Here is a 21,020-nt window from a genome sequence, read left to right on the forward strand (position 1 = left end):
CTAGTGTCCGAAACAATTTGTTTCAGACTCATGCGTGAGAAACCGTAAGAAATGCGAACGTCAGCGTTCGATTTCCGGTGCTCGGCATGAACACTTATGCTCAGGTAGAGGCAATCCACCATGCATCGCGATAAAAAATTAGGTCTAGCATTGGCATTGATGGTCATCGGCATCGGAACGGCATTCTGTTTCAAACAGGATCTTTCCCAGTTGTCGGAAGGCTCCTTTTTTGAGGGCGCCTTTACAGGCGGAACCAAGACAGAACCCGTTGCTCCAATCTCCCCAAGCCCTGATATTGATGGCATGGGTAACCTTGCGAGTTCCACGCCAGAACCTCGTGACCCGTTCAACTTCAGCGAACCCGGGAATCCCGAACGAGCCCTCAGCAATGGCCTGCCAAGTAGCCCGGATCTGGACCGTGCGAGTCGTCGGAAGCAAAACGATTCGTTCGCGCATTCGGTGAGTAAATCGTACCGGTCGCCCGACTGGAATGATTCTCCCGGGACTTCTCCAGCTAAAGACAGCCGCGATGCGAATTCGAACTTAATGGCCAATTCATCAGGTCGTGAACTACCTTCCCGTAACTATCATGTTCCGGAACACAATTCAGACTGGGACAGTCCCCAAGCCAATCATCCGGAGAATACCACGGACACTCGCGACCTGACGGCTCGCACAGCCCCATCAGGTCGTACCCCCTCAGAAAATCGTTCTTCGCCATTTGAATCAGAAACTCATTTCACGGCTTACCCGGAACTTCTTAATGAATCGGACCAACGTGAGAATTCTTACCGGAAAGAACCTGCACCGGAAGAAGTTGCTCGTCGTCAACCTACTCGTCAGAACGTATCCGATAATGGTTCACAACGTCCTCGGTTGAATCAGTCGATCGTAACACTGGACGAAACATTCGATCCATTTGGAGAATCTATCGATACCAAACCCGCAACGGGTTCGTCGAGTTCGATGGGGCGCACAACCAGTCCCAGCCAATACCGCAACGACGCTGTCGCACCGCGTGAAGTCGCGCAAACCGCTCCCACGGCGAGGCCACTGGAAGAACGGGCGATCTCTCCTTTGGGTGAGGACACGATGCTCGTTCACGAAGTCCGGCGAGCAGAAACTCTGTCCGGTATCTCAGCACGTTACCTGGGAAGCGCACACCAATTCATGCAGATTTTTGAAGCCAACCGCGACGTACTAAAGAGTCCGCATGATATTCGCGTCGGGATGAAGCTACGCATTCCACGAGCGGAATCGAGTCAACAGGCGACTCAACCCCGGCGACAAGAAGTTGGGGCTAAACTCGACCCGCAACGAGTTTCCCAGTCTTGGCATCAGGAACCGGTAGAATCGTTACCCGAACCTTCAAATCCAACGAGAAATGAACCCCTGGGACCCTACAACAGCAACGAGGACAAGTTCGTCCCGGTTCGGCGATATCCGTTTGGGAATTAAAATCCCTCCTGAAATCCTGAAGTGGCCTGCTGAGTCTCTTTCATACGAAGATTCCAGCGACCTACCAAAGGGTTTCAGGATATTTAACGAACAAAAATATTGGCGTATTTAAGACTTTATCAAGACTTATTAGAGTCTCAAGTATCCACCGGGGTTAACTATCAGCTCTTCCACGGTAGGACAGATGCAGTTCTTTGCGAACCCGCTTTACATCAATCGGGCCGGGAAAAGTTCCCCCTTCCGCCTCGCCCAAGACGATTCCTGCCAACCGATCCCACTGAGTGAAATTCATCTGCTGCCGAGGCCAATCATGCCGTCGCCAAAGTTCGACGAAGGCTTCGCGAATAAGATGTCGAGGAACACCAGCAAAAGCCGTTTTTGAAATGCGACACGCTTGACGCGTTTGTTCTATCGCGGCCACATCTAATGCTTTCTCTGCGGCCTCGCGAATGAACTCCTGACTTTCGAATGCCTGCCGGCTTAGCGAGAGAATTGCATCGGAGACTTGGCCATTGAATGAATCTTCCAATAGCGGAATCAATTCATGTCGTAATCGATTCCGAGTATAATGCGTTTCCAGATTCGTACTGTCTTCGCGACTTTCCTGCTGCCACCTAGCGAGTGATGCTTCGATTTCATGCTGTCGCATCTCCAGCATGGGTCGTACCAGCCAGAGACCGTCATCCAACTTTCGTCGCCATTTCATGCCCGCCAAACCACGCAATCCCGTTCCTCGCAGGAAATGATGCAGCACAGTCTCCACCTGATCGTCTGCGTGATGAGCCAGTGCAATCAAGCCGCAGTTCTCCTGGCTGGCAGTCTTTCGTAAGAATTGATATCGGGCCTGCCGCGCTCCCGCTTCAATTCCGATGCGTTTACTTTCTGCATAACCACAGATATCAATTTTTTCCGACGTCAACGGAATACCCAGCTGCTCGCAAAACTGCTCCACCCATCTAGCGTCCTGCGCGGATTCCTCACCTCGTAGTTGGTGATCGAGATGAGCCGCGCGTAATTCAATTTGCAAGAACTGCCGAAGTTCACTTAACCCGCGTAGTAAGGCAACACTGTCCGGTCCTCCAGAAACTCCCACCAGGACCTTCCCTTGGATCATCCCCGCCTTCCGGGCCCCTTTTTCAAGCTGATTCAGGAATTTATTTGTCATAATGGCGGTACTTAGAGAACTCGAGGAATTAACAAATCAACTGTAGAGTATTTGGACAGTATAATTGAGCAGGAAACTCCCATTGACCTCAATCAGCTTCACCACAAAAATAATGGAACATCACAGTCACAACAATGCGAGAGCCAGCTTTCTTCACTTTACCCCCTTTTCAGGGGAATCGGTATTTAATATGGCGGATGCTCAAAAACCAAAACCACGCTCCAGAACCCAAACGGTAATAGTCTCGATTCTCGCGAGTGTGCTCTCATTTTTTGCCTGCTATTTCGCCACAGTCTATGTGATGAATACTCTGTTTGAAAAAGAAGAGGAAACCTTATCGCCAACAGATGAAGTGCGGTTTGAACCCCAGGACCAAACCGTAGTCGCGACTACGGCAGAGCAACCTGAATCCATATCCGTTGTAGAATTGAAATCCGAAGCTGAGTCAAACTCCGATGTCGAACTCAAAGAAAAACTACAGGGAACCTGGACTCAGAATCAGGAAATGAAACAGACTCTTGTTCTCGAAGAAGATGGAACGGGGACATTAACTATTGAAGTCAATTCCCTAATCGCGGCCGTCTTCGGTGATCGCATCGTAATGCAGATCAACTGGTCCGTCGAGAAAGGTCGGGCGATCTTCACTTCTCTGTCGGGTGAACCTGAAGTTGCATTTAACTATATCAAAGAGAACTACGGGACTAAACGAGACCAAAAGATTGACACTCTCGATCAAGACACACTCGTACTACTCGACGATCAAGACAACAACTCTCGCTCCCAATGGACTCGCCTTACAAGTATTAATTAACGACAGTCGATCACCGTAGTCAGTCACCGAAGTCAGTCACCTACAAATAAAAAAACCGGGAGCAATCACTTGGATCGCTCCCGGTTTATTTTATGGAATCAAGGTTGGCTCAATTGAACCGTTCCCTGTCTTCGACTTAGTAAAGATCGGAATCGCCGCCACTTTTACCTGCTTCTGGTTTTTCAGCGATCAAAGCATCGCTCGTCAGCAGCAGAGTAGAAACAGAAGCCGCGTTCTGCAGAGCAGTACGGGTTACTTTGGTTGGGTCGATAATACCCGCTTTGACCAAGTCTTCGAACTTGTCGTCTGCAGCGTTGTATCCTTTGTTGCCATCGAGTTCAGCGACTTTCTCGCAAATCACGCTACCGTCAACGCCAGCGTTGTTTGCAATTCGAGTCAGTGGAGCACGGCAAGCACGCAGGATGATATTGAAGCCAACTTCTTCGTCGTGGCTAACTTTACCCGGCTTGACGCTACGAGAAGCACGGAGAAGAGCGACGCCACCACCTGGCAGAATACCTTCTTCAACAGCAGCACGTGTGGCGTGAAGTGCATCTTCCACGCGAGCTTTTTTCTCTTTCATTTCGCTTTCGGTAGCGGCTCCGACGTTAACCTGAGCAACACCGCCAGAAAGTTTGGCGATTCGCTCTTCCAATTTTTCTTTGTCGTAATCACTGGAGGAATTTTCGACTTCACGACGAATCTGAGTGATACGATCTTTGATGTCGGCACCTTTGCCAGAACCTTCGATGATCGTAGTGTTCTCTTTGTCGATCACGATTTTCTTGGCACGACCGAGGTCGGACAACTGGATGTTTTCCAGTTTGATTCCCAAGTCATCGAAGATCGCCTGGCCACCAACCATGATCGCGATGTCCTGCAGCATGGCTTTACGACGATCGCCGTAACCAGGAGCTTTGACAGCAACACAGTTGAAGGTTCCGCGAAGTTTGTTAATTACGAGAGTTGCCAGGGCTTCGCCTTCGACATCTTCAGCAATAATCAAGAGTGGTTTGTTAGCGTTAACGACCTTTTCCAGAACAGGAACGAGGTCTTTAATATTCGTCACTTTTTTCTCGTGGATCAAGACGTAAGCGTCTTCCAGAACACATTCCATGCTCTGCTGATCTGTCACGAAGTAAGGGCTGAGGTAACCACGATCGAACTGCATACCTTCGACTACTTCGAAGTCGGTCGTCAGGCTTTTGCCTTCTTCGACAGTGATGACACCATCTTTGCCAACTTGTTCCATGGCTTCGGCGAGGATTGCACCGATTTCAGTATCGCCATTGGAAGCGACAGTACCGACCTGGGCGATTGCTTTCTTGGTTTTGCAATCGGTGGCCATAGAATGAAGATTTTCAACGATGTCGGAAACTGCTTTGTCCATTCCGCGTTTCATCGCGATGGGGCTGACACCGGCAACAACGGCTTTAAGGCCTTCGTTGTAGATCGCTTCAGCCATGATCGTCGCAGTAGTGGTTCCGTCGCCGGCAATGTCAGAAGTTTTGCTGGCCACTTCGCGAACCATGCGGGCTCCCATGTCTTCAAACTTGTCGCTCAGTTCGATTTCGCGAGCGACAGTGACACCGTCTTTCGTGACGGTAGGGGAACCAAAGCTTTTCTGAATGATGACATTGCGACCGCGCGGTCCTAAGGTAACGCCCACGGTTTTCGCGAGCTTACTAATACCACGTCGCATCGCTTCCTGGGCTTCTTGATCAAAGGCAATTATCTTTGCCATGTCTGGGTATCTCCTGATTCAATGACTGTAGGTTTATGGGCGTTGTATGCAATTCACTGGCGTCTGTCGTTCCTGCAGATCAACATCGCGCTGGGATTGTTTTCCCTCTGTTGGAAAACCAATCCCCTCTCCGGCTGGTAACTTGGCCGCAATTCAACTTAGGCGGCGTCTTCAATATAAACCGGAGGCTTAGGGCATCTGATTAGAAGGTAGCGAGGATGTCGCTTTCGCGCATCAGCAGATACTCTTCATCGCCCAATTTGATCTCTTCGGGAGCGTAAGAGTTGAACAGAACACGATCGCCTTCTTTAACCGTCAGAGGAACTTTCGTTCCATCGTCACGGACGTGTCCATCTCCGACGGCGACAACTTCGCCCCGTTGTGGTTTGTTTTGGGCTGAATCGGGCAGAAAAATACCGCCAGCAGTTTGCTCTTCGGTTTCTGCTCTTTTCACCACCACGCGGTCTCCAAGCGGAATAAGCTGAACGGCAGACTTGGACTTCGCAGCGGTCTTAGCCATCGATCTCTCCTCAAGATTATAAAAACAACTGATTTTAACTGATACAAGATTTATCCATCTGCAGAGGGCAAACCCCACGCAGGATGGTCTCCGGGCCTTCCCGGAATATGTATTTCGGGTTGATATAGCAACCAAGCGAACATCGTGCCGATCACTTCGAAAATCATATCTCGTTGATATCGAATACTTTACAAACATGACCTTATTCAGCAATCTGCCAACTTAGTCAGTTCATTTCAGGACCGGCTCGTGATGTCTGCCATTATGACAGAGTTACATCACATGAGAAGACTGCCACAGGTAGCTTCTGAAGAATTCCCCGAGATATCCGAAACTCTCCCGGCGAAACGCTCGCGATGACATTCCAGGCACCATCCACACTATTGTCGAGGTATTGAAACGAACAGCCTTCGTTTATATGATCAATCCAGTTAATTCATCAATTGATAATTCAACAACTGTCTGTGACTCACGAAGGTTGATGTTTGAACCTACTGCGAAGCAAACGCTTTTGCGATCTCAGAAGTCAAACATCGTCCCACCAAATCCTTCCCCCCTCGGCACAATTCAACCCGCTTGAACACATTCAAGCTCCCCCTGCCTTATATTCCTGCCCTGCACTCCGGGCTAATCAGACCCACCTGTTCCTGCTGTCCGATTAACAATTGGAAAATTCATCCCGCCAACTTACGCGACTTCCCTGCACGCGCGGTATTCCCGTAATTGGAACAGCAGTTCCTACCCTAATCTAATACATCACACCTCTTTCCATAACCGATCGACAGCACTGCTGTTCTGGGCTGCGCGATGGTTCCTGAACTGAAGAATGGAGACACTCTGTGAAGCGGCATTCTCTTAACAAAGGCTTCAGCTGGCTGGTGCTGGCTGGACTCGTGATCGGCACAACCCTGGCGACGATTGAACCACTTCAGGCTAAACCGCCAATACGCGGCACGGGTAAAGGCGAAGTGGTAGGCGAGTACCTGCAACAGGTCGCCGTGCAGTACACCAAAGAGGAAGGACTCCCCTCAAAAGACATTCTTTGCCTCGCTGCGGACAATGGAATTTTTGCTGGAACGGCAAAAGGCATTGCCCAGTTCGAAGGTTCCACTTGGAAAACCGTACTGAAAACCTCCTCGCCCGTCGTCGCACTGACCACTCTCGGTGATACCGTGTTCTACGCGACGCAAACGGAGATAGGCCAACTGGGCGTAGACGATAAAGCAATCGCCACCATCCGCGACGGAGTCACGATCACTGAAATGCTTCTGACCCCGGAAGGGCTTTACATCAGCAGCAACGAAGGTCTCGATCTCCTTCCCAACGGTTCCTCAGAACAAGTGGAAGTCAAAGCGTTCAACGATATTCTTCCACCAGAAACGACTGTCAACCAACTTGCCTACTCGGAAGGTCGAGGATTGGCGATTGCGTCTACCAACGGACTTTATCTGTACTCCGCAAAAGACAACCAGGCCGCACGAATTCACGCAGCCACGGCAGCAGGAGGATGGTTCCTCGCTGATGTCCGGGGAGTTGGATTCGATTCTCAAGGCCAGCTGCGCGTTGCCGCTCCTCAGGGAATCGCTTTTGAAACTCAAGAAGGCTGGGACTTACTGACTGGGTCCGAAGGACTTCCCTACAACGACTTCACCAAACTGGCAGTCGGTTCCAAAGACGACGTCTGGTACGCAACCCACATCGGAGCCGTGCATCGATACGACGACATCTGGGAATATCGTCAGGGACGCCGCTGGATCCTAGATGACGACATTCGCGACGTCGTGGTGACTCCTAACGGTTACTCCTGGTTTGCAACCGCCAAAGGAGTCAGTTGCATCAAGCTTGTTCCGATGACGCTGCGTGAAAAAGCAGACTTCTTTAACGCGGAGATCGAAAAATATCACTTGCGAACGGAATACGGTTATGTTGATTCGGTCCGCATGAAAGAACCGGGCGTTAAGATTGTCGACAACCAGAAACACGACAGCGACAACGACGGACTCTGGACAAGCATGTACGGTGCGGCTCATGCTTTTGAATACGCCGTGACCAAAACACCAGAATCCAAAGCACGAGCAAATAAAGCATTCCGAGCGATCGGCTTTCTGAGTGAAGTCCCCCAGGGAGGCAAACATTCCCCTCCCTTTGGTTTCCCCGCACGCACCATTCTCCCCACTTCCGGCCGCAATCCGAACGACCATGACTCAGTCGAACATGATAAAGAGAAACGAGAAAAGGACCCGGACCACCTTTGGAAAGTTCTCGATCCCCGCTGGCCTGTCAGTGCAGATGGCCAATGGTACTGGAAAACCGATACCAGTTCTGACGAACTCGACGGCCACTATTTCTTCTACGGAGCGTACTACGACCTGGTCGCTGAAACTGAAGAAGAGAAATCTTACTGCCGTGAAGTTGTCGACCGTGTCTCGACTCACCTGATCGAGCATGATTACGCCCTTGTCGACCACGATGGCCAACCGACCCGCTGGGGCCAGTTCGGTCCGCACATGATTAACACGGACAAAATGACTGACCTGCGTGGTCTTAATGCCATCAGCCTGCTGGCTTACATCAAAACGGCTTATCATGTGACTGGCGATCCGAAATACCAGGAGCATTACGAAAAGCTGCTCTACGAGCACGACTACTTCACTAACGTGCTCCATCCTAAATGGCAGAACGGCCCTGGAACCGGTAACCAGTCCGACGATGAAATGGCCTTCATGTGTTACTACAACCTGTTCCAGTACGAAACCGATCCAAAACTGATTAAACAGTACACCCGGTCAATGAATCGTTACTTCCTGCAGGAACAGTACGAGTTGTGCCCCCTGTTCAACTTCATTTATGCGTTGAACTATTACTCAACCCGCTTCTACTGGCCCGAGGCCATCGGTGACGAAATCATTCCTGAAGCGATTGATTCGCTGAAACGGTATCCGCTGGATCGCTTCCGCTGGAGCATGAAGAACAGTCACCGACTCGACATGGTTCACGTCCAGAAGCACGTCATCCGACAACGAAACCGAGGCTATCTCTACAATGGGTATGCGTTGCCAATTGACGAACGATTTGTAGAGCACTGGAATCACGATCCGTGGCGTATGGATGTCCATGGTAATGGAACAGAACTGGCCGATGGCGCATCGTTCCTGCTCCCCTATTACATGGGCGTTTATCATGGGTATGTAATCGAAGACCCCAGTTCCGCCAGCCCTACCAGCGGAAGTGCGTCGGAAGAGTAATAAACCCTGACGTTCAAAACAAAAACGGGAACCTGTAACAATGCCGGTTTCCGTTTTTTTGTTTTACAAACTCAAAGTCATACCCGTTCACTTCATAACAGTCAGTGAGTCGCAGCTTAACCAAGTGCTTTCACGGGCGTGTGTGTCGCGAGGTCGTCGATCATATCGAGAGTTGCCTGGTGCACCGCTTCCTCCCATTGATCCGGTCCAAACTTCTCCTGATAAACAGGTTTGTTGTATGCGAAGTTGATTCCACGAGAACTGTTGATGAGCGCCCCCAATCCTCCGGTATCAAAGGCAGAAGCGACATCGGCCGACGTTCCGCCCTGGCTTCCGTAACCGGGTACGAGAAAGGGAACGTGGGGCATTTGTGTTCGCAACGCTTCCAGTTCAGCGGGATAAGTTGCTCCGACAACGGCGCCAATCGAGCTGTAACCTTCGCTCAGTTCTGCTTGACTGGCGAATGCTTCCACTTCGGCGGCGACATGTTCGTAAATCGGTTTCCCGTCGGCTTCCAGATTTTGAAATCGTCCCGATCCAGGGTTACTGGTTCGCACCAACACATACAACCCGGCTCCCCGTTCTTTGGCTACTTTGATGAACGGCTCCAACGTATCGCTTCCCATATAGGGATTCACTGTCAGTGCGTCCGCCCCCCAGGGAGAAGCTTCCGGATCGCTCCCGGCCAGATAGGCATGAGCATAAGCGGTCGCCGTCGAACCTATGTCGTTTCGTTTACCATCACAAATGACGAGCAATCCCTGCTTTCGTGCATACTGAATCACTCGGCACAATGTTCGTGAACCTGCCGGTCCCCACTCTTCATAAAAGGCAGCTTGGGGCTTTACCGCTGGAACAAGAGGCGCAACGACGTCGATCAACCGTTTGCAGAATTCTTCAAAGGCTGCAGCCACCATTTCGTTCGGATCGGAATGATTCGCTTTTGCTTTCTTCACAATCTCTTCCGGTAGTTGATCAAATCGTGGATCCAGCCCAACGAGCGCCGCTGTTTTCTTTTGTTGCGTCAATTGATTTAGTCGTGCGATATAGGTCGAACTCATGGAGTCAGGGTCCTCTGGTAAAACAGGGCGAATCAGATAAGCTGTCATTCCGGGCAGACAGATTCCCGCAAGAATGTACTACAGACCGATGGCCGATCCCAGTCACCCGCCACTTGAAATGCAATTCAACATCGCAAACTGGAGTGAGATCGAGCCATCGCTAGACTTAAGACATTCTTAATCTAAACACTTAATCTACTTGATTTTCCTGCGATTCCAAAACCTGCAGGCTGAGGCTAATTTCGCAATTTCAAAATCAAGCGAAAGTTGTTACTCTGGTTCAACGGTCGCGATGGAGGCGACTCCTTTTCTGACAGCTTTGTATCCTCCCTCATTATTGGAGGAAGATACCTCATCACCGGAATTGAACGGTTTCAAGGAGCTTCGCATGCGTGGTGTTCTCGCGTTGATTTTGGCCGGAGGCAAAGGAACCCGCCTCGAACCCCTCACCCGTGATCGGGCGAAGCCAGCGGTCCCTTTCGGTGGCGCGTACCGCATTATCGACTTTACACTGTCGAACTGCATCAACAGTGGCTTGCGACGAATCCTGCTCCTCTCGCAATATAAAGCGGCCAGCCTGAACCGACATCTTAATCACGGTTGGCGTTTTCTCTGTAGTGAACTCGACGAGTTCGTCGATATCCTGCCGCCACAGCAGCGCATCGACGAGAACTGGTATCAGGGCACCGCCGATGCTGTTTATCAGAACATTTACACCATCGAGCAATGCCGACCCGCCTATGTTGTCATTCTGTCGGGCGACCACATTTACAAGATGGATTATTCCGAACTGATCCGCGATCACATCGAGTCCGAAGCCGATGCCACTGTCGGTTGTATTCCCGTCAGCCTGGAAGAGGGGACTGAATTTGGCGTGATGCAAATCGACAGTTCCCGCCGCATTATCGATTTCGCCGAAAAGCCAGCGAATCCAAAACCTTCTCCCGAAGACCCGACTCAATGCCTCGCTTCCATGGGAATTTACGTTTTCAACGCGAACTTCCTGTTCGAACAGTTATGCCGCGACGCCACCGACCGGGACAGTTCCCACGACTTCGGCAAGAACATCATCCCCGAAATCATCGGTCCTTATGACGTGCGGGCATTTCCCTTCCACGACAAAAACACGGGGACGCGCAGATACTGGCGCGACGTGGGAACTCTCGATTCCTATTACGAAGCCAACCTGGATCTGGTTTCCGTTAAACCCAACCTGAACCTGTATGATTCCCGGTGGCCTATTCGAACCTACCAACCCCCGTTGCCCCCTCCCAAATTCGTATTTAATTACGACGGCGACAAACGTCCCCGCGTCGGCAAAGCGGTCGACAGTCTTGTCTGCAGCGGCTCCATCGTTTCAGGTGGCGAAGTCGAACGATCAATTCTTTCGTCTAATGTGCGAGTGAACAGTTGGGCGAGTGTGAAGAATTCGATTCTCTTCGAAGGGGTCGAAATCGGACGGGATGCACAAGTTCAGAACGCGATCATCGACAAAAACGTCGTTATCCCGGAAGAAACGCGTATCGGATTCGACATCGAAGAAGACCGTGCGCGCGGTTTCGTGGTGACTGAATCGGGAATTGTCGTCATCGGTAAATCCGATTCGCTCGGCGACTACCAGATGTTTCGCGACTCCGCCTAAGCTTTGTTCAAGGGAATCTTTCAGGTGCGATAATTCTGAAAACCCTCTTCGTTGAAATACCGAATTTCATCATACATGTAGTCGTGTATTTCCTGGATACGATCCTGATCGGTAATTTTCTCACCCGAGGCATCAACGACGTAAAACACGTCAGCAACCTGGTCGAGGCTGGTCGCAATCTTTGCCACATTCACGGACAGTTGCAAATCGTCCATGCAGCGGGTGATCGTGTACAGCAAGCCTCGATGATCGTGAGAAAAGACAGAGATGATCGTGTAGAGTCTCGAACTCTGGGTATCAATCTGGATTCGCAACGGTTCGTTGGATTGCGCTAACGGCTTTTCTGTTTTGAATCGCATATGACGCTGAAAATAGGGCTTCAATGACTCCTGATTTCGAATACCCCGTTTAATCGCTTCGGAAACTTCCTCCATCCGTTCCTCAGGAACAGGACCGTCACAATCCGGGTCTTGTACCAGCAACGTATCCAGCACATGCCCATCGAAGGTCGTGTTAATGTGTGCAGAAAGAATGGTAAAGTGCTTGGCCGTCAATACTCCGACTGCTCGATGGAACAGCCCATTGGACTGCTTCTCATGAGTGATGATTCGATACTCGGTGATATTGTTCTGAACAACGTATTTGCCATAAACGTGGATTTCTTCCTCATCCATTTTTTCGATCAGTATCAGGTCACGCGCAATCTGAGTGACGGGAGTATTCGCCCAGTAATGCGACGGAAATCGCTCCACCTGCTCAAGGACCCAACGCGCTTTGTGACGCAATCGAGTATCCACAGCGCTGTAGGCCAAAAAATGCTCCAGCACGCGTGTTTTTAACATTTCCCGTCGCTGCTTCTCGCCATGCTTCGGACTTTTCCCGGCGAGAATTTTCATCAGACTGTCAAACAATTCAGTTAACAGCTGCTCTTTCCAATCGGTCCAGACTCCCGGGCCAACGGCCTTCAAGTCGGCGATGGTAAGGAGATATAACATGCGCAGCTTTTCAGTTGTGCCAATCTCGTGCGCCAACTCATACAGAAGTTTGACATCCGAGGTATCCCTTCGGAATGCCGCGTGGCCTAACATTAAATGTTTATGAACAAGGAAGACGAGCGTCTCTCTACGCGTCTGACTTAAATGCAGCTGATTGGCAATTTCCTCCGAAACACGGCGACCAACCTCGCTATGATCTTCTGGGTAGCCTTTGCCAATATCGTGCAACAGAATCGCGAGATGTAATAGCGCCTTATCACGTACGGCTTCATAGGCGGTTCCCGCCGTGCTGTTCTCGCCGAGAACTTTTTCCGCCGCTTCCAAAGCGCGAAACGTATGCTCGTCGACAGTGTAACTATGATAGTTATTGAACTGTAACAGAAACCGTACATGTCCGAATTGCGGAATCACCCGGTCAAGGACTTCCGTACGAAACATATGACGAATCGACTGGTTCAGAAATCCGGGCAACGCCAGGTGTTCCATGAAGATATCCGCTTCTTCACTCGTGGGAGGTTCGGTAATATTCTGAGCCTCATCCAGTAACAATTGCGTGGTCTGCGGACTGGGAAGTTTGCTGTAGTATGCAGTCGAACGGTACAAACGCAGAATATTCTTCAAGCGACCTTGCAGCAAATGCTGTGAACGTGGAGGCACATTGATGTAATCGGGGCTCATCACAAAATCGTTCTCGATTCGTAACGTCGTTAACAGACGCCCGAAACGAACCACGCGCGATTCCAGATGATGCGCGGAGACAAACCGATCTACCAATTCTGCCTGGGCGGACGTCTTCTGAAAATAATCGCGCATAAAGTATTCGACGTCCCGCATCGTTTCATCATCTTTGTACCCAAATTCCTGCGACAGACGAATCTGTTCGTCAGCGTCGAGTATGTCGTTGCCGCGGCCAGCATGCAGATGCATATTGATGCGAATGCGTAGTAGAAAATCCTGAGCCGCCTGCAATGTTCGCACGTCGTCCCGGCTGAGAACACTCATCAACTTCAAAGTTTCAAAGCGGGTCGTTTTATAATGGGCGTAGGCAATCCAGCGTAAAAGGTGCAAATCGCGCAGCCCTCCTTTGCTTTTTTTTACATTGGGCTGCAGATGTTTTGTAGTCGACCCTAACTGCTCCTGCTCGTTCGCCCGAGCAGCGATGCAGGCATCGATAAATGCTTTCTTTCGGTTCCTGATCACCTTTTTATAAAACAAGTTTTCGAAGCGATAAAAACCTGATTCCGACCCCCACAGCAGACGCGACTCCACCACTGCTGAAGCAGTTTCCAGGTTCTCTTTGCAGATTTCGATCATCCGCGACGTCGTCGTAAAATTGCTACCGGGCTTGAGACCAACATCCCAGGTCAACGGAACAAAGCGGTCAATCAGCTTACGCGCCTGCAGGTAGTTGGAGGGTTTGTATAGAAACAGCAAATCGGTATCGGAAAAGGGAGCCAACTCCGAACGACCGGAACCTCCGATAGCAATGATCTGAATACCGTCGCGGGCCGAGTTCTGGTCCGATTCCGACAAGCTCTGGAAACAATGTTCCCACAACTTAATGAGCACAGAATCGGTCGTCTCTGAAATCGCGAGCGCCGTCTGGCTGCCCGTTTTCGTCTCCTGATACAGTCGACTTTCCTGAACTCGCAGGTTAGCGATCTGCTCAGCTAGAGATTGAACCCAGTCGGTATTTAAATCGGTTAGCCCTGTGGTGGTCATGCTGACCCTGTTCCGCACGAATATGATATCGAGCGGTCTTTACGCAGCAAATCGAACGAGCGACTTCGATTCACCTGGTGATGGCGATAATACGACAAATCGTGAAATGACGATCCGAAATCGTCGGTGTAACAGACATGGGGTTGAAACTGAAAAGAAAATTGATCGCTGAACCGGACTGATTTTTCCAGAAGTTCAGACTGGCCCACCAGTAGCGGACAATAATTTAAAAAAGTAGATTGCTCCGTAGATGCTTTACAACGCTTCGTCACCAGTTTCCCCAGTGCGAATGCGAATCATCTGATCGAGTGACGTCACAAAAATCTTGCCATCCCCGATCTGCCCCGTGCGGGCCGATTGAAGAATGGTCTCGATTACTTTTTGTGCTTGATCATCTCCAACAACGATTTCCATTTTGGCTTTCGGAAGAAAATCGACGGTGTACTCAGCTCCTCGATACTGCTCTTTATGCCCTTTTTGACGACCAAATCCCCGCACTTCCGAGACCGTCATCCCCTGGACACCAATTTCGGACAAAGCGTCTTTCACTTCTTCCAATTTGAAGGTCCGGATAATCGCTTCGATTTTCTTCATTCGTATATGCTCCAAAAGCTGTTCTACCAGTAAAGCACAGAAAGCGCCTGTAACTTCTCCAGTATTGTAGCGATTTTTAATTCTGAGTGAAAAGTCTGCCATCGCGGCCAGACTTTGCTATTCGATGGTAAAGGATGCTCCCCCGCCGGCGAAAGGAATAAACCGGAATGAAACTCCAGAATCAAGCCGGTTTGATTATTTACAACCGAATCATGACGTCAAACTATTTACACCTGCCCCACTAAAGAATACGGAGCCAAAAGCCGAAATTATCGCCGCTTTTCCCTTACAGGAAGATGTATCCTTCTTCGCCGTGCTGTGTCAGGTCGAGTCCTTTGAGTTCCTCTTCGTGAGTGACGCGAAGTCCGATCACTAAATCGACGAATTTCAATAAGATGACTGTTCCAATCACCGCGATCGCGACTGCGGCGACGACGCTGATCGTCTGGTTTGCAAACTGGTGCATGTTGCCTTCCAGAAGGCCACTGCCATTCGCGTCACCAGTCACTCGGCGAGTTGCGAAGACTCCCGTCAAAAGAGCTCCTACAGCCCCGCCAACACCATGGATACCGAAAGCATCCAGAGCATCATCATATTTGAATTTTGATTTCAAACTTGTACAGGCAAAGTAACAAGCGGAAGCGGCAATAAAACCGAGCCAGATTCCTTCCAGTGGAGTGACAAACCCACAGGCGGGCGTAATACAAACCAGCCCGGCCACGGCTCCTGAACAGCCACCCAGGATTGAAGGTTTCCCGCGAGTCACCCATTCGATTCCGGCCCAGGTCACTAAACCAGTCGCCGCACAAATATGAGTTGCTACGAAAGCATTCGCCGCAAGCGGATTCACACCCAGGGCACTTCCCGCATTAAAACCAAACCAACCGAACCAGAGTAATGCCGTTCCAATCGTGGTATAGGTCAGGTTATGAGGAGGCATCGGTTCCTGACCATGCCCCAACCGTTTTCCGATCATCATCGCACAGATCAACGCCGACACACCTGAGCTGACATGCACGACCGTACCACCGGCAAAGTCAAACGCGTGATAAGCTCCTTCTGGCGAGAGCCAACCATTAGCGGACCAGACCCAGTGACAAAGGGGGCAATACACGAAGGTTCCCCACAATACGGCAAACATACACATCGCACTGAACTTCATTCGTTCAGCAAACGCCCCGCAAATCAGTGCCGGTGTAATAATAAAGAACATCATCTGAAACATCATGAAGACAATCTCAGGAATGCTTCCTTCAAGCGGCAGCATGGGAGTACTGGTCTCCGCGTCCCAGTAAGGGAGTACGCCCATCAAACCTGCTTTTCCGAATCCTCCCACGTAGCCATTGAGGATATCCGTATCGAAAGCAAGACTGTATCCCCACAGGAACCAAACCAGGCTCATGAGCCCCATGAGAAACATACACTGCATCATAACGCTTAGAATGTTTTTCTTCCGAACCAGTCCCCCGTAAAACAGAGCAAGACCAGGGGCAGTCATCAACAGTACAAACGCGGTGGAGATCAATACCCACATCGTATCGGCGGCATTGAATTCTTCTCCCACAGTCAATTCTTTTGCTTCCGGTGCAACGGACGCCGCTTCTACAGAAATGGTTTCGAGATCAGCACGTCTTTCTTGAGCCGCTAATTCATTTCTGTTCGCAGGAAGCGCAGCAAGCCCCAGCAGAAAAAAGACAATCAAACAGAGCGATTGAGGCCGGGACATGAACGGGCTCCTCCTGCATGGACGCTAGGATCAAGAATGAAATCGAAGAGCTGCCGGAAAGAGGCAGCGAAAGGCGAGAGCAGTCTCTTCCTGGCGGCAACGGGACCGAGGCGCAGAAGATCGACATAACGGCGTACCGATCGCGCGAGACTTCTACCTGATCTAACTTCTCTCGGCAAACACGGACGGAACCACTCGTCGTTTACGAATACTCAATTCAAAACCACTATAAGCCCGGAGGTAATGACTCTCAACTCCCACAAGCGGCAGGAGTTGGACACCGCTTGAAATTCCGCAGCGATTTACATGTCTGCACAGTTTCACAAGCCGAAACAGCTTCACGTGTCTTCACAGCTTTAAATAGCTAGACCGCCGCTAGCAGAACCAGTGCCTCTGGAAATACGAAATTCAGCCTAAATCATATCCAGCTTACGAAACTGACGTTTCGGAGGTTTCGCGCAACTTGAGCACGTCCCGTACACTTCCAACCGGTGGCCTTCCATCAGAAAACCATGTTTGCTGGAAACAGAGGAAAGCAATTCCGCCAAGCCTTCACTGTGGAACTCGGTCAATGACCCGCATTTACCGCAGATGAGGTGGTCGTGCTGGGGATAACCGTAATCGTGTTCGTACACGTCTCGATCGTTCGTCCGTGCCACTTTTCGTAACAAGCCAGCTTCTTCCAGGCAGTTCAACGTCCGGTAAACGGTCGCCCGACTGACATTTCGCTTTTTCAGTCGATCGACCAGTTCTTCCGCGTCGAAATGGCTATGGTCGGCGAAAACCTCCTCTACGATCAGAGAACGTTCGTGTGTCAGGCGCATTCCCTTTGTCCCCAGAAATTCTTGAAATTTCTCTTCCGGGGTCACGGAAACATTTACTGAAGCTAAATTTAACGGCTCGCTCACCCGTATCCTCTTCTGGTCGCAATCGAAGTAAGTTCAAATAATGTGTGAGGTCAAAATGTGTTTGGTATCAGGTTGGTGAGACGTCCATTTCTGGAAAATCCCAACCGCTCCCACCTTCATCTCCAACCCGCCAAACAGAAGCTGGAATGCCCAAGAACCTCATCCAAATCTATTTGAACGAAGCCTATGGAACAGAAAAAGACCCGGACTCACTCAATCGCAGGAAAGAGAAAGCATTTCGGGATCTGATTATGGGAATCTTATTGTAGTCACCTCAGCCCCCTAGGGGCAGCGGCGATTAGAAATGAGCAAGAGATGAGTAGAGAGATAGATCAAAAACGAAATGGTTTTGAAGTTACTGAATCCAGGATTGTCTGATGATCCGCTTCAGATTCGTTATCGGATATTTCCGTCACTAAAAAATTCACACCGGATCGAAACCGGTTGTCAGCACCTCGCCTCTGTCGATTTTAAAACAGGTCCGCAGAATTGAAAGCAAACTCGCTGAGGAGGTGCTACCGAGCAACACCAGCGACTTAACCGTCACCTCAGGCGAATTAGCCTTCGATGTCGATCTGCCCCATCATTTTCATCAGGGCTGCTTCCATTTTTTCCGGAGTATCATAGGTGCCCGCATCGATATCCGCCTTAATCTGAGCGAGCCGGGCCTCCCGAACATCTGAATTATCAGGTGATTGATTCATTAATTTTCCCAAATCGGATATCTCGACCTGATCGACAGGCGCCATTGTTTTTGGCGTCGAACTGGTCTCCGCGGGCCGCGTTGTTGCCTTGGCACGCTCAAAGGAAAATCCGCTTTGAACTGAGCCGGGTCCACTGATGCTCATTCCAGCCACTCCTTGCTGAGGTCTCCCCAAACGGGCTGACCACATGGGGTCAGATCCGGGCAGACTGATGTGAAATTCATTTCCAGGTAATCATCAGACATTTTCTTCAATCACGTCCCGCCAAATGACTCAACAGGTTCAACATTCTGTTTGGAATGCGATCAGACCGAATCAGGAACGGACAACGTGCGATCTAAGTATACCCGATAAAAGGGGGGGGATTCAACGTGGATCTCGACGAAAATTGACCTCGACAATCATCCACTTTTCCGGTTTACTAGGTAGTAACGTCCCGTCTGTTAAAAGGATACGGTTATGGCGATTCGGTTCTCCTGTGAAAAATGTGACAGGTTCATTAAAGCCGTTGACGAGAAAATCGGTAAGAAAGTGATCTGCTCCAGTTGTGGACACTCCAACAAAGTTCCGCAATCCGACAAAATCGCGATGGATGCCCTGGGCGTGAGAAAACGCGAAACCTACGGTAAACCAGGGGAAGATGTCGAGGCGGCAACAGAGACCCTGATGCAGGACGTGGTCCAAACCTACCGTACCCGTGATATTGGCTCAGACCACTCCGGTGGGTATCGCTTCAACCTGGTTTCCGTCTTCCGACCGTTTCTCCTCCCCCTTGTCCTCATATTGCTGTTCATACTCGCCTTAGTTTTAGCATATACTTACGGCAGCAGTATGACTGACAATTGATCACCCGGATTATCCGTCCCTCGAAACAGGCTGCAGCCTCCTCCGGACGGAAGACTTTTGGACAGGATGTTCCGAGAGCACGATCCCCCATTTTTATCTGAACTCTCCAATCGCAAGGATGCATACGGCATGGCCGGATATCGAGAGCACATTTCCGTCAGCGGGCTTTGCGGAGCCGGTTATGGAATCGCCGCGACCCTTCTCTTTGGATTCACACCCGAACAGGGATTATTGGCAGCAATCCTCTGCTGGATGTCAGGAATGCTTCCGGATATCGATTCCCAGACGGGAAAACCAGTCCAGAAGATTTTCGGCATATTAGCCGCCATCGTCCCGATGATGATGATGGAAAGATTCCGAGAGATCACCGAAAACCGTGAACAGATCATTCTGCTCGCCATCTGCACCTACACCGCCGTCAGGTATGGTCTATCACACATTCTTGGACGCCTGAGTATTCACCGTGGCATGTTTCACAGCATTCCAGCGTTGTTCATTGCCGCCGAACTGGTCATGTTGGTCTACCGCAGCGACGATCTGGCCGTCAAAGGTTTAATGGGCGCTGCCGTGGCACTGGGGTTCCTCTCGCACCTCTTACTGGACGAATTGTACAGCGTGCAGTTCACCGGAACCCGACTCAAATTGAACAAAGCAGCAGGCAGCGCACTTAAGTTCGTGGGTAAGAGTTATTACCCAAACATTTTCACTTATACCGTCCTCATGTTCCTGACATATGTCTCGCTGGTGCAGTTCGGTGTGATTGAAGGTCCGGAAAAGATGCCGCATTCTTTCCGTCAGGCGGTTGAGTCCCTCCCCATGCGAAAATAGACTGGAAGTAGTCGCCCAACCGCTATCCAGGAATTAACGTCCTCGCGGTTGCGACAACAATCCGATGATCTTCATGAACCCTATCGATGCTATAGGGTCGTTTCGATCGTAGGCTCAGTACATTTAGCGTTATAATGAGGAACTCAGGATGAAAATTGCCGGTGTGCAGATCGATGTCCAGTTGGGCGAAGTAGACCAGAACCTGCAAATGATTATCAAATCACTGGAAGAAACCACGGCTGCCGGTGCTCATCTGACACTCTTCCCTGAATGTGCCCTCTCTGGATATTGCTTTGAGAGCCGCGATGAAGCCGCTCCTTTCGCACAATCCATTCCCGGCCCCGCCACCGATCAATTGACCGAAGCCTGTCGACGTCTCGACTGCTTTACGGTCATCGGTTTGCTCGAGCTTGAGGGAAATGATGTCTACAACAGCGCTGTGCTGATTGGACCGGAAGGGGTCATTGGGAAATATCGCAAAGTCCATCTCCCCTATCTCGGTGTTGACCGCTACACCACCCCCGGTAACGATCCGTATCAGGTGTTCAATGCGGGTGGACTGAGAGTCGGAATGCAAATCTGCTACGACGCCTCCTTCCCCGAAGCCACCCGCTGCCTCACGATGCTCGGTGCCGATCTTGTCGTCCTCCCCACCAACTGGCCACCCGGCGCAGAAACGACTGCGGACTACTGCATCAATTCTCGCGCTGTCGAAAATGGAATCTACTTCATGGCCGTGAACCGATGTGGCCGCGAACGAGGATTTCAATTCATCGGACGCAGCAGCATTTGTGATCCGTTTGGGAAAACACTCGCGAAGGCAGAAACTCGCGACGTGGAAATCTTGTACGCTGAAATCGACGTCGAACGAGCTCGCAATAAAAGATACCAGCGCGTCCCCGGAAAGCACGAAATAGACCGACTCGCCGACCGTCGACCAGAAATGTACATCGCTCTGACCCAACCCCACGGTCTCAGCACACCTCACGCCGAGTTAAAAGGAAAGTGATCCTAATCTGAAAGATGACGCATTTCTTTTATCTTTCCCCTC

General features: G+C 50.5%; 17 protein-coding genes. 8 read left to right on the forward strand and 9 right to left on the reverse strand.

From position 1 onward, the window contains the following. The first annotated feature begins 120 nt into the window (after positions 1 to 120). Positions 121 to 1,458, forward strand: coding sequence for a LysM peptidoglycan-binding domain-containing protein (locus Pla110_RS14920; RefSeq protein WP_144996612.1), 1,338 nt, complete (start codon positions 121 to 123; stop codon positions 1,456 to 1,458). Positions 1,459 to 1,612: 154 nt separating this feature from the next. Here the strand turns inward: Pla110_RS14920 and tilS are convergent, their stop codons facing one another. Continuing rightward, positions 1,613 to 2,623 (reverse strand): tRNA lysidine(34) synthetase TilS, encoded by a 1,011-nt coding sequence (tilS, locus tag Pla110_RS14925; protein WP_144996614.1) that lies wholly within the window; start codon positions 2,621 to 2,623, stop codon positions 1,613 to 1,615. 82 nt (positions 2,624 to 2,705) lie between these two features. Here tilS and Pla110_RS14930 point away from each other — a divergent pair, with 82 nt between their 5' ends. Continuing rightward, positions 2,706 to 3,434, forward strand: coding sequence for a hypothetical protein (locus Pla110_RS14930; RefSeq protein WP_144996616.1), 729 nt, complete (start codon positions 2,706 to 2,708; stop codon positions 3,432 to 3,434). A 136-nt stretch (positions 3,435 to 3,570) separates the two neighbouring features. Here the strand turns inward: Pla110_RS14930 and groL are convergent, their stop codons facing one another. Beyond that, entirely contained in the window at positions 3,571 to 5,178 is a 1,608-nt protein-coding gene (gene groL / locus Pla110_RS14935; protein ID WP_144996618.1) for a chaperonin GroEL, read from the reverse strand. Between the two features lie 202 nt (positions 5,179 to 5,380). Then, complete coding sequence (gene groES, locus Pla110_RS14940; RefSeq protein WP_144996620.1) at positions 5,381 to 5,698, reverse strand: co-chaperone GroES; 318 nt, start codon at positions 5,696 to 5,698, stop codon at positions 5,381 to 5,383. Positions 5,699 to 6,537: 839 nt separating this feature from the next. On the opposite strand from groES, the gene Pla110_RS14945 reads away from it, so the two are divergent. Then, positions 6,538 to 8,943 (forward strand): ligand-binding sensor domain-containing protein, encoded by a 2,406-nt coding sequence (locus Pla110_RS14945; RefSeq protein WP_144996622.1) that lies wholly within the window; start codon positions 6,538 to 6,540, stop codon positions 8,941 to 8,943. A 116-nt stretch (positions 8,944 to 9,059) separates the two neighbouring features. On the opposite strand, the gene pyrF is transcribed toward Pla110_RS14945, so the two are convergent. Beyond that, positions 9,060 to 10,052, reverse strand: a complete 993-nt coding sequence (gene pyrF / locus Pla110_RS14950; protein WP_231742483.1) for an orotidine-5'-phosphate decarboxylase — start codon at positions 10,050 to 10,052, stop codon at positions 9,060 to 9,062. Between the two features lie 340 nt (positions 10,053 to 10,392). Between pyrF and glgC the strand changes: the two genes are divergently transcribed. Then, positions 10,393 to 11,646: a glucose-1-phosphate adenylyltransferase gene (gene glgC / locus Pla110_RS14955; RefSeq protein WP_144996626.1), complete on the forward strand. Its 1,254-nt coding sequence runs from the start codon at positions 10,393 to 10,395 to the stop codon at positions 11,644 to 11,646. A gap of 20 nt (positions 11,647 to 11,666) precedes the next feature. Here the strand turns inward: glgC and glnD are convergent, their stop codons facing one another. The 4 genes from glnD to Pla110_RS14975 all read right to left on the reverse strand — a co-directional run bounded on the left by glnD (position 11,667) and on the right by Pla110_RS14975 (position 17,507). After that, positions 11,667 to 14,363 carry a [protein-PII] uridylyltransferase gene (gene glnD / locus Pla110_RS14960; RefSeq protein ID WP_144996628.1) on the reverse strand — a complete coding sequence of 899 codons (2,697 nt, stop codon included), beginning with the start codon at positions 14,361 to 14,363 and terminating at the stop codon, positions 11,667 to 11,669. 255 nt (positions 14,364 to 14,618) lie between these two features. Beyond that, on the reverse strand, positions 14,619 to 14,957 hold the full coding sequence (locus Pla110_RS14965; RefSeq protein ID WP_144996630.1) for a P-II family nitrogen regulator: 339 nt from the start codon (positions 14,955 to 14,957) through the stop codon (positions 14,619 to 14,621). A 286-nt stretch (positions 14,958 to 15,243) separates the two neighbouring features. After that, positions 15,244 to 16,683, reverse strand: coding sequence for an ammonium transporter (locus tag Pla110_RS14970; RefSeq protein WP_144996632.1), 1,440 nt, complete (start codon positions 16,681 to 16,683; stop codon positions 15,244 to 15,246). A gap of 413 nt (positions 16,684 to 17,096) precedes the next feature. Then, positions 17,097 to 17,507, reverse strand: coding sequence for a Fur family transcriptional regulator (locus Pla110_RS14975; protein WP_144996634.1), 411 nt, complete (start codon positions 17,505 to 17,507; stop codon positions 17,097 to 17,099). A 230-nt stretch (positions 17,508 to 17,737) separates the two neighbouring features. On the opposite strand from Pla110_RS14975, the gene Pla110_RS23005 reads away from it, so the two are divergent. Further along, positions 17,738 to 17,860 (forward strand): hypothetical protein, encoded by a 123-nt coding sequence (locus tag Pla110_RS23005; protein WP_261342278.1) that lies wholly within the window; start codon positions 17,738 to 17,740, stop codon positions 17,858 to 17,860. Between the two features lie 288 nt (positions 17,861 to 18,148). Here Pla110_RS23005 and Pla110_RS14980 read toward each other — a convergent pair whose 3' ends face one another. After that, on the reverse strand, positions 18,149 to 18,439 hold the full coding sequence (locus Pla110_RS14980) for a flagellar biosynthesis anti-sigma factor FlgM (protein ID WP_197440226.1): 291 nt from the start codon (positions 18,437 to 18,439) through the stop codon (positions 18,149 to 18,151). Between the two features lie 315 nt (positions 18,440 to 18,754). Between Pla110_RS14980 and Pla110_RS14985 the strand changes: the two genes are divergently transcribed. From Pla110_RS14985 to Pla110_RS14995, 3 genes are all read left to right on the forward strand, one after another. After that, complete coding sequence (locus Pla110_RS14985; RefSeq protein ID WP_144996638.1) at positions 18,755 to 19,141, forward strand: hypothetical protein; 387 nt, start codon at positions 18,755 to 18,757, stop codon at positions 19,139 to 19,141. A 129-nt stretch (positions 19,142 to 19,270) separates the two neighbouring features. After that, positions 19,271 to 19,969, forward strand: a complete 699-nt coding sequence (locus tag Pla110_RS14990) for a metal-dependent hydrolase (protein ID WP_197440227.1) — start codon at positions 19,271 to 19,273, stop codon at positions 19,967 to 19,969. 148 nt (positions 19,970 to 20,117) lie between these two features. Further along, a complete protein-coding gene (locus Pla110_RS14995) occupies positions 20,118 to 20,978 on the forward strand; it encodes a carbon-nitrogen hydrolase family protein (protein ID WP_144996643.1) in 861 nt (286 codons plus the stop codon). Positions 20,979 to 21,020 lie beyond the last annotated feature (42 nt).

It is taken from the genome of Polystyrenella longa (genome assembly GCF_007750395.1).
GTDB classification, from domain to species: Bacteria; Planctomycetota; Planctomycetia; order Planctomycetales; family Planctomycetaceae; genus Polystyrenella; species Polystyrenella longa.